14 protein-coding genes are annotated in these 14,122 nt (G+C 71.2%); 4 read left to right on the forward strand and 10 right to left on the reverse strand.

The genetic code is table 11. From position 1 onward, the window contains the following. Positions 1 to 642, reverse strand: a 642-nt coding sequence (locus GB864_RS12060; protein ID WP_202107189.1) for a hypothetical protein, incomplete at its 3' end; no start/stop codon positions are given. 26 nt (positions 643 to 668) lie between these two features. After that, a complete protein-coding gene (locus GB864_RS12065; protein WP_160425379.1) occupies positions 669 to 2,102 on the reverse strand; it encodes an aminobutyraldehyde dehydrogenase in 1,434 nt (477 codons plus the stop codon). A 164-nt stretch (positions 2,103 to 2,266) separates the two neighbouring features. Between GB864_RS12065 and GB864_RS12070 the strand changes: the two genes are divergently transcribed. The 3 genes from GB864_RS12070 to GB864_RS12080 are packed head-to-tail and all read left to right on the forward strand — an operon-like array spanning position 2,267 to position 5,608. Further along, a complete protein-coding gene (locus GB864_RS12070) occupies positions 2,267 to 2,749 on the forward strand; it encodes an Lrp/AsnC family transcriptional regulator (protein ID WP_160425382.1) in 483 nt (160 codons plus the stop codon). Positions 2,750 to 2,795: 46 nt separating this feature from the next. Then, positions 2,796 to 4,172: an aspartate aminotransferase family protein gene (locus GB864_RS12075; RefSeq protein ID WP_160425384.1), complete on the forward strand. Its 1,377-nt coding sequence runs from the start codon at positions 2,796 to 2,798 to the stop codon at positions 4,170 to 4,172. Continuing rightward, a complete protein-coding gene (locus GB864_RS12080; RefSeq protein ID WP_336603978.1) occupies positions 4,169 to 5,608 on the forward strand; it encodes an NAD(P)/FAD-dependent oxidoreductase in 1,440 nt (479 codons plus the stop codon). Before GB864_RS12075 ends, GB864_RS12080 begins: the two co-directional genes overlap by 4 nt. Here GB864_RS12080 and GB864_RS12085 read toward each other — a convergent pair. Then, complete coding sequence (locus GB864_RS12085; RefSeq protein ID WP_160425386.1) at positions 5,595 to 6,452, reverse strand: MBL fold metallo-hydrolase; 858 nt, start codon at positions 6,450 to 6,452, stop codon at positions 5,595 to 5,597. The genes GB864_RS12080 and GB864_RS12085 overlap by 14 nt on opposite strands. A 54-nt stretch (positions 6,453 to 6,506) precedes the next feature. Continuing rightward, entirely contained in the window at positions 6,507 to 7,607 is a 1,101-nt protein-coding gene (locus GB864_RS12090) for a DUF4192 family protein (protein WP_160425388.1), read from the reverse strand. Between the two features lie 188 nt (positions 7,608 to 7,795). Between GB864_RS12090 and GB864_RS12095 the strand changes: the two genes are divergently transcribed. Next, complete coding sequence (locus GB864_RS12095; RefSeq protein ID WP_160425390.1) at positions 7,796 to 8,389, forward strand: DNA-3-methyladenine glycosylase I; 594 nt, start codon at positions 7,796 to 7,798, stop codon at positions 8,387 to 8,389. A gap of 13 nt (positions 8,390 to 8,402) precedes the next feature. On the opposite strand, the gene GB864_RS12100 is transcribed toward GB864_RS12095, so the two are convergent. The 6 genes from GB864_RS12100 to atpA form a co-directional block, all read right to left on the reverse strand. Beyond that, entirely contained in the window at positions 8,403 to 9,170 is a 768-nt protein-coding gene (locus GB864_RS12100) for a peroxide stress protein YaaA (RefSeq protein WP_160425392.1), read from the reverse strand. After that, positions 9,170 to 9,742 (reverse strand): P-loop nucleotide/nucleoside kinase family protein, encoded by a 573-nt coding sequence (locus GB864_RS12105; RefSeq protein ID WP_236779080.1) that lies wholly within the window; start codon positions 9,740 to 9,742, stop codon positions 9,170 to 9,172. Before GB864_RS12105 ends, GB864_RS12100 begins: the two co-directional genes overlap by 1 nt. An 11-nt stretch (positions 9,743 to 9,753) precedes the next feature. Beyond that, positions 9,754 to 10,014 carry a F0F1 ATP synthase subunit epsilon gene (locus GB864_RS12110; protein WP_160425394.1) on the reverse strand — a complete coding sequence of 87 codons (261 nt, stop codon included), beginning with the start codon at positions 10,012 to 10,014 and terminating at the stop codon, positions 9,754 to 9,756. A gap of 2 nt (positions 10,015 to 10,016) precedes the next feature. Then, positions 10,017 to 11,480, reverse strand: coding sequence for a F0F1 ATP synthase subunit beta (atpD, locus tag GB864_RS12115; RefSeq protein WP_160425396.1), 1,464 nt, complete (start codon positions 11,478 to 11,480; stop codon positions 10,017 to 10,019). A 20-nt stretch (positions 11,481 to 11,500) separates the two neighbouring features. Continuing rightward, positions 11,501 to 12,400, reverse strand: coding sequence for a F0F1 ATP synthase subunit gamma (locus tag GB864_RS12120; protein WP_160425398.1), 900 nt, complete (start codon positions 12,398 to 12,400; stop codon positions 11,501 to 11,503). Positions 12,401 to 12,466: 66 nt separating this feature from the next. Continuing rightward, a complete protein-coding gene (gene atpA, locus GB864_RS12125; RefSeq protein ID WP_160425400.1) occupies positions 12,467 to 14,104 on the reverse strand; it encodes a F0F1 ATP synthase subunit alpha in 1,638 nt (545 codons plus the stop codon). Positions 14,105 to 14,122 lie beyond the last annotated feature (18 nt).

Here is a 14,122-nt window from a genome sequence, read left to right on the forward strand (position 1 = left end):
GCGGTGCTCCTCGGCGGCGCGGGCGCGCGCGGCTGCGCTCGATCCGCCCGAGGGGCGTCGGGAACCGGGCTGGCGGAGGTCCACCGGCCGCATCCGGCTCCGGGCTCCCGGCCCCGGAGTGCCGATGCCGACGACGGGCGCTGCGGGGTCCGGTTCCGCCGGGCCTGCGGCCGCCCAGGCGACGCCCCCGGCCCGGAACGCCTCGCCGAGGGGCGGCCGATCGTCGCCGAGCGCGAGGTCCTCCGGGAGCGGGTCGGCCTCCGAGCCGATGCGCACCGCGTCCACGTCGGCGAACTCCGCGAGGTGCCAGGGCACGATGCCGTGCGACTCGAGCCGGCGCCAGCCCCCCGGCGAGTGGAGGTCGACGACCGCGTCGCCGCGAACGACCGCGGTGCAGCGACCCGGGCTCGCGGTCTCCGCGAGGACGATCGCGAACGAGGCGACGCGTTCCGCCCCGTCGCCGATCGGGAGGAGGCCGACGAGGTCCTCGAGGGCGGCGGCGCCCGCGCGCATCCGCTTCGCCATCGCCTCGACGACGCCCGCGGGGGCGGGAGCGGCGACCGCGACGAGCGCGTCGGGCCCCGCCGCCGCGTCCCAGTCGCGGGCGCCGGAGGCCACCCGGTGCAGGGTTCCGCTCAGCATGTGCATCAGTCTGTCACCGCACGACCTCAGCCGAGGTAGCTCATGACGTGCTTGAGGCGCGTGTAGTCCTCGAAGCCGTACTGCGAGAGGTCCTTGCCGTAGCCGGAGTGCTTGAAGCCCCCGTGCGGCATCTCGGCGACGACGGGGATGTGGGTGTTGATCCACACGCACCCGAAGTCGAGCCGCTTCGCGAACCGCATCGCCCGGGCGTGGTCGCGGGTCCAGATCGAGGAGGCCAGGCCGTACTGCACGCCGTTGGCGAGGGCGAGCGCCTCGGCCTCGTCGCGGAAGGTCTGCACGGTGATCACGGGGCCGAAGATCTCGCGCTGCACGGCCTCGTCGTCCTGGCGGAGTCCGGCGACGACGGTCGGCTCCCAGAACCAGCCTCGTTCCCCGTGCCGCCGGCCGCCTGCTTCGAGGCGGGCGTGGTCGGGCAGGCGGTCGATGAAGCCGGCGACCTGGGCGAGCTGGTCGGGGTTGTTGACGGGGCCGTACGTCACGCCGGGTTCCATCGGCGCGCCCGTGCGCACCGAGTCGCGCGCGTACGCGGCGAGCGCGGCCGTGAAGTCGGCGGCGACGGACTCGTGGACGAGCACGCGCGTGGCGGCGGTGCAGTCCTGTCCGGCGTTGAAGTAGCCCGCGTCGGCGATGCCGGCGGCCGTGCGGACGAGGTCGGCGTCGTCGAAGACGATCACGGGGGCCTTGCCGCCGAGTTCGAGGTGGACGCGTTTGAGGTCGGACGCCGCCGCGGCGGCGACGGCCATGCCGGCCCGCACCGACCCGGTGACCGAAACCATCGCCGGGGTCGGGTGCGCGACCATCGCGGCACCGGTCGAGCGGTCGCCCGTGACGACGTTGAAGACGCCGGCGGGCAGGAACTCGCTCGCGAGCTCGGCGAGGCGCAGGGTCGAGAGCGGCGTCGTCTCGCTCGGCTTCAGCACGACCGCGTTGCCCGCGGCGATCGCGGGAGCGATCTTCCAGACGGCCATGTTGAGCGGGTAGTTCCACGGGGTGACCTGGCCGATGACGCCGATGGGCTCCCGGCGGATGAACGACGTGTGGTCGGCGAGATACTCCGCGCCGGCGCGGCCTTCGAGGTTGCGCGCGGCTCCCGCGAAGAAGCGGATCTGGTCGACCGAGAGGTCGATCTCGTCGGCGACGAGGTTCGGCCGCGGCTTGCCCGTGTCCTGCGATTCGAGGTCGGCGAACTCCTCGGCGTGCTCGGCGAGCGCGTCGGCGATGCGGAAGAGGGCGAGCTGTCGCTCCGACGGCGTCGCCTCGCGCCAGGCCTCGAACCCGGACTCCGCGGCGTCGAAGGCGGCGTCGAGGTCGGCGGCGGTGCCGACGGGCGCGCGCCCGTAGACGGCCTCGGTGACGGGATCGACGAGCGCGAGGCTCCTCTCGCCGCGCGAGTCCACGCGTCGTCCGCCGATGAAGTGCTGGAGGGTCGGCTCGCTCACCGGAGTGCTCCTTCCGTGGCGCCGTCGGGTCCGGCGCGCGTTCCCCGATGGTACTGTCCGATTCCCGCGGGCGGAACCGCCACGGGCTACGGAATCGGTTGTTTCCAGACTGTTTCAATACGAAATCCATTGTTGCGACAGCATCCTGGTGTCATAATCGGGGCATGACGATCAACGCCCGAGCCAACGGCGGCCGTCCGGCGCACCTCGACGACGTCTCGAAGGCGATCATCGAGCAGCTCCAGCGCGACGGCCGGCGCTCCTACTCCGACATCGGTCGCGCCGTCGGGCTCTCCGAGGCGGCCGTCCGCCAGCGCGTCCAGCGCTTGCAGGAGACGGGCGTCATGCAGATCGTCGCCGTCACGGACCCGACCCAGCTCGGGTTCGCGCGGCAGGCGATGATCGGCGTCCGGGTGTCGGGCGATACCCGCGCCGTCGCAGACCGGCTCGCCGAACTCGGGGAGATCGACTACGTCGTGCTCACGGCCGGCAGCTTCGACCTCCTCGCCGAGGTCGTCTGCGAGGACGACGAGCAGCTCATCGCACTGCTCAACGACCGCATCCGCTCGATCGAGGGCGTCGCCTCGACCGAGACGTTCGTCTACCTCCGCCTCCACAAGCAGCACTACGACTGGGGCACCCGCTGACCCGGCGGGACGCCCCGACTCGAACCGTTCTCGGAAAGGACCGGTCATGACCGACAACGCCGTGCTCCAGCAGCAGGCCAAGGACCACCTCTGGATGCACTTCACCCGCCACTCCACGTTCGCCGACTCGGACGTGCCGGTGATCGTCAAGGGCGACGGCCACCGCATCTGGGACGTCGGCGGCAAGGAGTACTTCGACGGGCTCGCCGGCCTGTTCGTGGTCAACGCCGGCCACGGCCGCACCCGCCTCGCCGAGACCGCGGCGAAGCAGGCGTCCGAGCTCGCGTACTTCCCGATCTGGTCCTACGCCCATCCGGCCGCCATCGAGCTCGCCGACCGGCTCGCCGCCGAGGCGCCGGGCGACCTCAACCGCGTCTTCTTCTCCACGGGCGGCGGCGAAGCCGTCGAGACCGCCTTCAAGCTCGCCAAGTACTACTGGAAGCTGCAGGGCAAGCCGACCAAGCACAAGGTCATCTCGCGGGCGATCGCCTACCACGGCACCCCGCAGGGGGCGCTCGCGATCACGGGCATCCCGGCGATGAAGGCGATGTTCGAGCCGATCACCCCGGGCGGCTTCCGCGTGCCGAACACGAACTTCTACCGCGCCGCCGAGATGGGTGCGCCCGCCGACGACCTCGAGGCGTTCGGCGTCTGGGCCGCGAACCGCATCGAGGAGCAGATCCTCTTCGAGGGTCCCGAGACGGTCGCGGCCGTCTTCCTGGAGCCCGTGCAGAACTCCGGCGGCTGCTTCCCGCCGCCCCCCGGCTACTTCCAGCGCGTGCGCGAGATCTGCGACCGGTATGACGTGCTGCTCGTCAGCGACGAGGTCATCTGCGCGTTCGGGCGCCTCGGGCACACGTTCGCGTGCGACGCCTACGGCTACGTGCCCGACATGATCACGTGCGCGAAGGGCATGACGAGCGGCTACTCCCCCATCGGCGCGACGATCATCAGCGACCGCATCTTCGAGCCCTTCTCGAAGGGCGACACGACCTTCTACCACGGGTACACCTTCGGCGGGCATCCGGTCTCGGCGGCCGTCGCCCTCGAGAACCTGCGGATCTTCGACGAGGAGGGGCTGAACGCCCACGTCCGCGAGAACTCGCCGCTCTTCCGCGCCGAGCTCGAGACGCTGCTCGACCTGCCCATCGTCGGCGACGTGCGCGGCGACGGGTACTTCTTCGGCATCGAGCTCGTGAAGGACAAGGCGACCCGAGAGACGTTCGACGACGACGAGTCGGAGCGGCTGCTGCGCGGTTTCCTCTCGAAGGCGCTCTTCGAGGCCGGGCTCTACTGCCGTGCCGACGACCGCGGCGACCCCGTCATCCAGCTCGCGCCGGCGCTCACCATCGGGCCGAGCGAGTTCCGCGAGATCTCGGGCATCCTCCGCGGGGTGCTGACGGAGGCGTGGTCGCACCTGTGAGCGACGCGGCGGGCGCCGTGGATGCCTCGGGGCGGCGTTACCGCGACACCTCCTTCTGGCTGGATGCCGCGGCCACGGCCGGGGATGCGCTGACCCCGCGCGGGTCGGCGCCGGACGGGCTCGACGTCGACGTCTGCATCGTCGGCGGCGGTCTCACCGGCCTGTGGACGGCGCACTCGCTCATCCGTGCGGAGCCGACGATGCGGGTCGCAGTGCTCGAGGCCGAGGTCGCCGGCTACGGGGCCTCGGGCCGCAACGGCGGCTGGTGCTCGGCCCTCTTCCCCGTCCCGACCGCGACGCTCGCCGCCGATTCCGGTCTGGAGGCCGCGCTCGCCCAGCGGCGGGCCATGATCGACACCGTCGCCGAGGTCGGGCGGGTCGCCGCCGCGGAGGGCATCGACTGCGACTTCGCGCGGGGAGGCACCGTGGTGTTCGCCCGGACCCCCGTCGAGGAACGGCGCGCGGACGCGGAGGCGGCCGAGGCCGCGCACTACGGCGTCGATCCCCTGAGCCGGGTCTCGGCCGACGACGTCGCCGCGAGGTGGGGCGTCACCGGGGTCGCCGGGCACCGCCCGAGCGCGCTCGTCGATCCGAACTGCGCGAGCGTGCAGCCGGCGAAACTCGTCCGCGGCCTCGCACGGGTCGTCGAGGATGCCGGGGTCGCCCTGTACGAACGCACGCGCGCCGTCGACTGGGCGCCGGGGCGCGTGCGCTTCCGCACCGCCGACGGCGACACCGGGATGGTCCGCGCCGAGCGCATCGTCATCGCCCTCGAGGGCTACGGGCCGACCACTCCCCGAGTGCGCCGGCGCATCCTGCCGCTGTACTCGCTCATGATCGCGACCGAGCCGTTGTCTGAATCGGTGTGGGACGAGATCGGCCTCGCCCACGGCGAGACGTTCTCCGACGAGCGCCACCTGCTGGTCTACGGCCAGCGCACGGCCGACGACCGGTTCGCGTTCGGCGGCCGCGGTGCCGGCTACCGCTGGGGCAGCCGCGTGCATCCCTCGTTCGACCGCGACCCGGCGGTGTTCGAGCACCTGCACGGCGCGCTCGGCGACCTGTTCCCCGCTGCCCGTGGCGCCCGCGTGACGCACCGCTGGGGCGGGCCGCTCGGCGTCGCCCGCGACTGGCACGCCTCAGTGTCGTTCAACCCCGCAACGGGAGTGGCGTTCGCGGGCGGCTACGTCGGCGACGGCCTCTCGACGACGAACCTCGCCGGACGCACCCTCGCCGACCTGCTCCGAGGCGTCGCCTCGCCGCTCACCTCACTGCCATGGGTGAACCACCGCTCCCCGCTCTGGGAGCCCGAACCGCTGCGCTGGCTCGGCGCGAACGCCGCCGTCGCCGGCCTGCGCATCGCTGACGCCGAGGAACGGGTCACGGGCCGCCGTTCGGCCGCCCGCGAGGTGGTTCGGGCGGTCACGGGGCACTAGGGAGCGGCCGCGGCGAGCGGGGTCGTCCTCCGAGGCTCGCGAGACCCCGGCGCACGGCCGGTTCGACCCAGTCGGGCGTCCAGCCGGTGGCCTCGCTCGCCGCCGCCGCGATGCGCTCGGGCGTCGCTCCGGCGGCGTGCCCCGTGCGGATCGCCGCCGCGACGGCATCGAGCATCCCGGCCTGCTGCACGAGGAACGCGCGATCGACCGGTTTCCCGTGCCCGGGGATCACAACCTCCTGCATGCCGATCCCCTCGGACAGGCGCTCGACCACCCCGGGCCACTCGAGCGGGAACGAACCCGAACCGTACATCGGCGGTCCCGACTCCTCGACGACGTCGCCGACGATCCAGACGCCGACGTCGGGCACGTGCACGACGAGATCGGTGTCGGTGTGCCCGGGCCGCAGCGGGAGCAACCGCACGAGCCGTCCGCCGAGGTCGACCTCTGTCTCCTCCGTGAGGAGGCGATCCGGCGGGGTCGGCACGACGTCGGCCCAGTCGTACTGCGGCTGGGCCTCGGGCGCCGACCGCCAGGCGGCGAGACGCGGCTCCTCGAACTCGGCGAAATGCGCCGGGATGCGCGCATGGCCGAAGACGAGCGCGCCGGGGAACGCCTGGTTGCCGAAGGCGTGGTCGTAGTGGGCGTGGGTGTTCACGAGCCAACGGGTCGGTCCGAGCCCGAGCGCGTCGACGTCGGCCGCCAGTTCCGCGCCCTCGCGCGGGTTGCACCGCGAGTCCACGAGCAGCACCCCCGCCTCGCCGACGACCGCGACGATCGAGACGTCGATCGGCTGATACCGAGCGTGCAGCACCCCGTCGGCGATCTCGGTCCACTCCGCCATGCCGCGATCCTAGGCGTCGCGATCCCGCGCGGTGCCGCTCGCGCATCGACCGGCTCACTCCGCCCGCGGCAGCGTCCCGAACACCCACTCCGGCATCGCGCCGCTCCCGATCCAGGTCTGCAGCAGTCGGGCGAGGCCGGCGTGCGGATCGATCGAGAGCGCGCGGTCGAGATGGGCGCCGGCCGCGCTGCCGCGTCCGAGCGCCCACGCCAGCCAGCCGAGCATCGTGAGCAATGGGGGTCGGTATCTCCTCGGGGCATCGGCGACGAGTGTCCCGACGACGCGCATCGCGAGGCGGACCCGCTCGGACTCCGGCGGTGCCGTGGACCTGCCGAGCAGCAGCGCGGTCTGCGCCGACGGCACCCCGGCGTCGAGGTGCTCGGCGGTGAGTTCGTCGAACGACAGTCCTCGTGCGGCGGCCTCCCGCCGGAACCGCTCGTCTGCCGCGAGGCTCTCCTCCGCAGCCGCCCCGCCGAACGCGCACTGCAGCAGCAGCGCATCCCGGATCGACGGGATGCCGAGGAGTGCGACGAGCGCGGCAGCGTCCGCCGCCGATGCTCTCGGGTCGGCCCCCCGCAGCAGCTCCTCCAGCACCCCGACCGGATCGACGTCGCGCACGCGCTCGGGATCTCGCTCGATCGTGCGCAATCGTCCAGCGAGCCTGGCCGCAGCCTGCGGGTCCCGCGCGGGAACTCGCATGTCCGCATCCGAGTTCGGAGTGCGCGCTCCGGACTCCAACTCGGCTCGCGGACGACCCCCTGCCGGCAGGTCCGGATCGTCGATCGCCCCCCAACCGTCGGCGACGACGACGAACGAGTCGAGCACCCGGAACCCTGCCCGCTCGAACGCGACCGCCGCGGCCTGGGCCGTCGCGCGGTCGGGCATCGCGCGACCCCCGAAACGCCGCGGCGAATAGCAGACCAGCGCGACGGCATCGAGGTCCGGGATGCGACAGGCCGTTCCGACTGCGGCGGCCACGAGCGCGTCGCGTTCGCCGGTCCGGCTCGGGCGCGGCAGCGGATACCGGTAGGCGGCGAACGTGCGTCGTCCGCGGAACCCCACGACGACGAGGCTGTCGGTCGGCTCGAGGCCGACGAGTGCGGGCACGACGGCGAGCAGCTGCGCCGGCGAGGTGGCGGTGATGAGTTCGGTCATGCAGGGCAGCGAAGCCGATCGGACGGCGGCGGTGCCGGCCGGCCCGTGCGCTCGGCATCGACGACGACGGACTCCGCGCTGGGGAGGAGCAGGGTCCGGCGCTCCTCCCTTGGCACGGCGCAGGCGATCCCATTCGCGACGGCGGCCCCGCCAGTCGGATCGTCCCCGACCGCCGATAGCGTGGCGGCATGAATCGAGACGTCCCCGAATCCGTCCTCGTCGGCCCCGATGGCCTGTCCCGCTGCCGCTGGGTCGGCGACGACGACGAGTACCGCCGCTACCACGACGAGGAGTGGGGCGTGCCGCAGCACGACCCGCGGGCGCTGTTCGAGAAGGTCTGCCTCGAGGGCTTCCAGGCCGGCCTGTCCTGGATCACGATCCTGCGCCGCCGTCCCGCGTTCCGCGCGGCCTTCCACGACTTCGACCCCGAGGCGGTCGCCGCGATGGGCGACGCCGATGTCGAGCGGCTTCTCGGCGATGCCGGCATCATCCGCCACCGCGGCAAGATCGAGGCGGCGATCGGCAACGCCCGCGCGATGCTCGCGATGGACGAGCCCCTCGACGAGTTCCTCTGGTCGTTCGCCCCGGCTCCGCGTCCGGCGCCCCCGAGGGCCCTCGCCGAGATCCCCGCGGTCACCGCCGAGTCGACGGCGCTCTCGAAAGCCCTCCGGGCCCGCGGCTTCCGCTTCGTCGGGCCGACGACGATGTACGCCCTCATGCAGGCGTGCGGCTTGGTCGACGACCACGTGGCCGGCTGTTATCGGGCGGCCGCCCCCGCGTGAGCGCGAGAATGCCTCAGACGACGAGTTCGACGACGGCGACGCCGCCGGGTCCGCGCTCGTCCGACCGGGCCAGCTCGAAGCCGGCCTCGGCGGCCCACGCGATCAGCGCATCGAGGTCGGCATGCGCGACGCGCGACTCGAGCAGCGCTCGCGCGAAGCGTCCCTTGCCCTGCTTGTTGAAGTGGTTGAGCGCGCGCTTGCGGCCGTCGGCGCCGCGCGTGACGACGCGGACGAAGACCGATCCGTCGCGCACCGGTGCCGGTCCGAGCTCCGAGTACCCCTCCGACCTCAGGTCGAGCACGAGGCCGTCGTGGGCGGCGAGTTCGGCGGCGATGCGCGAGCGCCAGTGGGACTTGAGCTTCAGCGCGGGCAGCCGCGAGTCGTGCGAGAGCCGGTACGCCGGAATCGGGTCGAGCCCGCCGACCAGGCCGAACAGCGCCGAATGCACGCGGACGTGCTCAGCGGCGAACTCACGTGCCTCTACGGGCAGGGATGGCGCATCGAGCGCGTCGTAGAGCACGCCCGTATAGCGGTCGAGCGCGGGCATCGTCGCCGACTCGGCGAGCATCCGGTTGCGCGCGATCTCGGGCGCCAGACGGGGGCCGAGCTTGAGCGCCGTCATCATCGCGCTGCCGTCGCCGTCCCGTGCGAGCGCGACGAGCGCTGCGGCGACGGTCTCACGAGCCCCGGCGAGCTCCGGGTGGCGCAGCGCGACATCGCCGACGGGCGGGCCGTCGCCGCCGTCGCGCTTGGTCTCGGACGGCGGCAGGAGGACGAGCACTACGAGTCGAGCCAGGCGACGGCGGCGTCGACGTTGCGACCGAGCGACTCGACGCTGTCGATGGTCGTACGGGGCAGCGCGGCGCTCGGGCCGGTCCAGGCCCCGTAGCCGTCGATGCGCTGCTCGACCGCACGCCAGGTGATCACCTCGAGGTGCGGGAGGTTGCGCTCGCGCGCCTCCAGGCGTTCGCGGTGGAGCTTCTCGTCGGAGCAGATCACCTCGATGACCCGGAGCCGGACGCCCGCGCGGGCCGCGAGGTCGCGCCACTGCAGCCGCGCCGCCTCGACGGCGTTGACGGCGTCGACGATCACGCTCCGGCCCGTGTCGAGCACGTCCTCGGCGATGCGCTCCGCGACGAGATACGCCGCGAGCCCGGTGGGCTGGTCGGCTTCGATCCCCGCTCCGAGGATGGCCGACTCGATCGGATCGACCGAGACGACCTGGGCGCCCAGACGAGCGCCGATGATGCCGGCGATCGTCGATTTGCCCGTGCCCGGCAACCCGGCCATCACGATCAACTGCGTGATGGCCAGGTCGCCGAACTGACGGTCGAACGATTCGGTAGCCGACATCGTGTTCCGGGTCAGACCAGCTGAGCCTGGGAGGCGACGATCTGGACCATGTCGCCGTCGACGGAGAGGAAGCCGCCGTCGGCGTCCGCCGTCAGCTTCTCGCCGCCGGGCAGCGTGATCCGGACCTCGCCGCCGGCGAGGATCGCGAGCATGGGCTCGTGACCGGCGAGGATGCCGATCTGACCCTCGACCGTGCGGGCGACCACCATCTCGGCGTCACCGCTCCAGACCTCGTGGTCGGCCGCGACGACGCTCACGTTCAGCGTCGCCATGCTCAGCCGTTCTCCTTCTGGATCTGCGCCCACTTGGCCTCGACGTCGGTGATCGCGCCGACGTTGAAGAACGCCTGCTCGGCCACGTGGTCGAACTCGCCCTTGGCGATCGCGTCGAACGACTCGATCGTGTCCTTGAGCGGCACGGTCGAACCCTCGACGCCCGTGAACTTCTTGGCCATGTAGGTGTTCTGCGAGAGGAACTGCTGAATGCGGCGCGCACGCGACACCGTGATCTTGTCCTCTTCCGAGAGCTCGTCGACACCGAGGATGGCGATGATCTCCTGGAGTTCCTTGTTCTTCTGCAGGATCTGCTTGACGACCGTGGCCACGCGGTAGTGGTCCTCGCCGATGTAGCGCGGGTCGAGGATGCGGCTCGTCGAGCTCAGCGGGTCGACGGCCGGGTAGAGGCCCTTCGACGCGATCTCGCGCGAGAGCTCGGTCGTCGCGTCGAGGTGCGCGAAGGTGGTCGCCGGCGCCGGGTCGGTGTAGTCGTCCGCGGGGACGTAGATCGCCTGCAGCGAGGTGATCGAGTGACCGCGGGTCGAGGTGATGCGCTCCTGGAGGAGGCCCATCTCGTCGGCGAGGTTCGGCTGGTAGCCCACGGCGGAGGGCATGCGGCCGAGCAGCGTCGAGACCTCGGAACCGGCCTGCGTGAAGCGGAAGATGTTGTCGATGAAGAGCAGCACGTCCTGCTTCTGGACGTCGCGGAAGTACTCCGCCATCGTGAGGGCCGAAAGGGCGACGCGGAGACGCGTCCCCGGCGGCTCGTCCATCTGGCCGAAGACGAGCGCGGTCTTGTCGAAGACGCCCGCTTCCTCCATCTCGTGGATGAGGTCGTTGCCCTCACGGGTGCGCTCGCCGACGCCGGCGAACACGGACACGCCGCCGTGGTCCTGCGCGACGCGCTGGATCATCTCCTGGATGAGGACGGTCTTGCCGACGCCCGCACCGCCGAACAGGCCGATCTTGCCGCCCTGCACGTACGGGGTGAGGAGGTCGATGACCTTGATGCCGGTCTCGAACATCGTGGTCTTCGACTCGAGCTGGTCGAACGCGGGGGCCTTGCGGTGGATCGGCCAGCGCTCGGTGATCTCGATCTGCTCGCCGGGCTCGCCGTTGAGGATCTCGCCGATGACGTTGAAGACCTTGCCCTTGGTGACGTCGCCGACGGGCACCGAGATCGGGGCGCCGCTGTCGCGCACCTCCTGGCCGCGGACGAGGCCGTCCGTGGGCTTCAGGGCGATGGCGCGCACGACGTCGTCGCCGAGGTGCTGGGCGACCTCGAGCGTGATGGTGGTCGTCTCGCCGCCGAGCGTGATGTCGGTCTTGAGAGCGTTGTAGATGTCGGGGATGCCGTCGTGCGGGAACTCGATGTCGACGACGGGGCCGGTGACTCGCGCGATTCGGCCGACGGCGCCGGCCACGGGCTCGGCCGCAGCCGGGACGGTAGCGGTGTCAGTCATGTTTCTTCCTCTTCTGGTGGCTAGTCCTGCGCGGACGACGACAGTGCGTCGGCACCGCCCACGATCTCGGAAATCTGCTGGGTGATCTCGGCCTGGCGCGCGTTGTTGGCCAGTCGCGTGTAGTCGCGGATGAGCTTGTCGGCGTTGTCGGTGGCCGACTTCATCGCCTTCTGCGTGGCCGCGTGCTTCGAAGCCGAGGAGTCGAGCATCGCGTTGAAGATGCGGGACTCGATGTAGGCCGGCAGCAGGGCGTCGAGCACGGTCTCGGCATCGGGCTCGAACTCGTAGAGCGGGTAGACCTCTGCGGAATCGTCGGCCGATGCCTCGACGATCGACAGCGGCAGCAGGCGGCGCACGAGCGGCTCTTGCGTGATGCGGCTGACGAAGTGGTTGAAGATCAAGTGGATCTCGCCGACGCCGCCGGCAGCCTCGTCGCCGAAGTCCGCGAGCAGTTCCTCCGCGATCTCCTGGGCGGTCGCGAACTCGGGGTTGTCGGTCCCGCCCACCCAGCTGCGCTCGAACGCGCGCTGGCGGAACGAGAAGTAGCCCACGGCCTTGCGGCCGACGAGGTACCACGTGACGTCCTTGCCCTCGTCGCGCAGCAGCTCGGCGAGCTCCTCCGCCTGGCGGAGGACCTGCGAGTTGAACGCGCCCGCGAGGCCGCGGTCGGACGTGAAGATCACGATCGCGGCGCGCGAGATCGTCTCGGGCTCCGTCGTCAGCACGTGATCGACGGACGAGTGGCTCGCGACCGCGCCGACGGCGCGGGTCAGCGCGTCCGAGTACGGCGAGGACGCGGCGGCTCGCGCCTGCGCCTTGCCGATCCGGGACGCCGAGATGAGCTCCATCGCCCGCGTGATCTTCTTGGTCGTCTGGGCAGACTTGATCTTCTGCCGGTAGACCCGAAGTTGCGCTCCCATGTTTCTCCTGTGTCGTGTCTTCCGAACGGCCGGGACGGAATGCCCGCCCCGGCCGGAGCGGAATGACTAGCGGCGGCCCTTGACGATCTGCTCCTGCGAGACTTCGTCCTTGTCGAGCGCCTGGAACGACTCGGTGCCGACGGCCACGAGGGGCTTGCCGTCACCGGTCTGGAAGCCGAGCTTGAACTCGGCGATGGTCGACTCGAGCTTCTCGACCGTGTCGTCGCCGAGCACGTTCGTGTCGCGCAGCACCGTGAGGACGTCGCTGTTGCGGCCCAGGTAGTCGAGGTACTCGGCCTCGAACCGGAGGATGTCCTCCACGGGCACGTCGTCGAGCTTGCCGTTGGTGCCGGCCCAGATCGAGACGACCTGCTGCTCGACGGGGAACGGCGAGTACTGCGGCTGCTTGAGCAGCTCGGTCAGACGAGCACCGCGCTCGAGCTGACGGCGCGAGGCCGCGTCCAGGTCGGAGGCGAACATCGCGAACGCCTCGAGCGAGCGGTACTGCGCGAGCTCGAGCTTCAGCGTGCCGGAGACCTTCTTGATCGACTTGACCTGTGCGTCGCCGCCGACTCGGGAGACCGAGATGCCGACGTCGACCGCGGGACGCTGGTTGGCGTTGAACAGGTCGGACTGGAGGAAGATCTGGCCGTCGGTGATCGAGATCACGTTGGTCGGGATGTACGCCGAGACGTCGTTCGCCTTGGTCTCGATGATGGGCAGACCCGTCATCGAACCGGCGCCGAGCTCGTCGGACAGCTTCGCGCAACGCTCGAGCAGACGCGAGTGCAGGTAGAAGACGTCGCCCGGGTAGGCCTCGCGTCCCGGCGGACGGCGGAGGAGGAGGGAGACGGCGCGGTAGGCCTCGGCCTGCTTCGACAGGTCGTCGAAGATGATGAGGACGTGCTTGCCCTCGTACATCCAGTGCTGGCCGATGGCCGAGCCGGTGTACGGCGCGAGGTACTTGAAGCCCGCGGCCTCCGACGCCGGGGCGGCGACGATCGTCGTGTACTCCAGGGCGCCGGCCTCTTCGAGCGCACCCTTGACGGAGGCGATCGTCGAGCCCTTCTGGCCGATGGCGACGTAGATGCAGCGGACCTGCTTGTCGACGTCGCCCGAGTCCCAGTTGGCCTTCTGGTTGATGATCGTGTCGATCGCGATCGCCGTCTTGCCGGTCTGGCGGTCGCCGATGATCAGCTGACGCTGACCGCGGCCGACGGGGATCATGGCGTCGATGGCCTTGATGCCGGTCTGGAGCGGCTCGTGCACCGACTTGCGCTGCATGACGCCGGGCGCCTGGAGCTCGAGGGCGCGGACGCCGCTCGTCTCGATGGCGCCGAGGCCGTCGATGGGGTTGCCGAGCGGGTCGACGACGCGGCCGAGGTAGCCCTCGCCGACGGGGACCGAGAGGACCTCGCCCGTGCGCGTGACTTCCTGGCCCTCGACGATGCCCGTGAAGTCGCCGAGCACGACGACGCCGATCTCGTCTTCGTCGAGGTTGAGCGCGAGGCCCAGCGTGCCGTCGGCGAACTTCAGGAGTTCGTTCGCCATGACCGAGGGCAGACCCTCGACGTGAGCGATGCCGTCGGCGGCATCCTTCACGTAGCCGACCTCGGTCTTCTGGGCCGTGCCCGGCTCGTAGGACGAGACGAACTCGGAGAGAGCCGAGCGGATCTCGTCGGGGCTGATGGAGAGTTCTGCCATTGCCATTTCCTTGTCAGT

The organism is Agromyces seonyuensis, from assembly GCF_009789225.1.
In the GTDB taxonomy this organism is placed as follows: Bacteria; Actinomycetota; Actinomycetes; order Actinomycetales; family Microbacteriaceae; genus Agromyces; species Agromyces seonyuensis.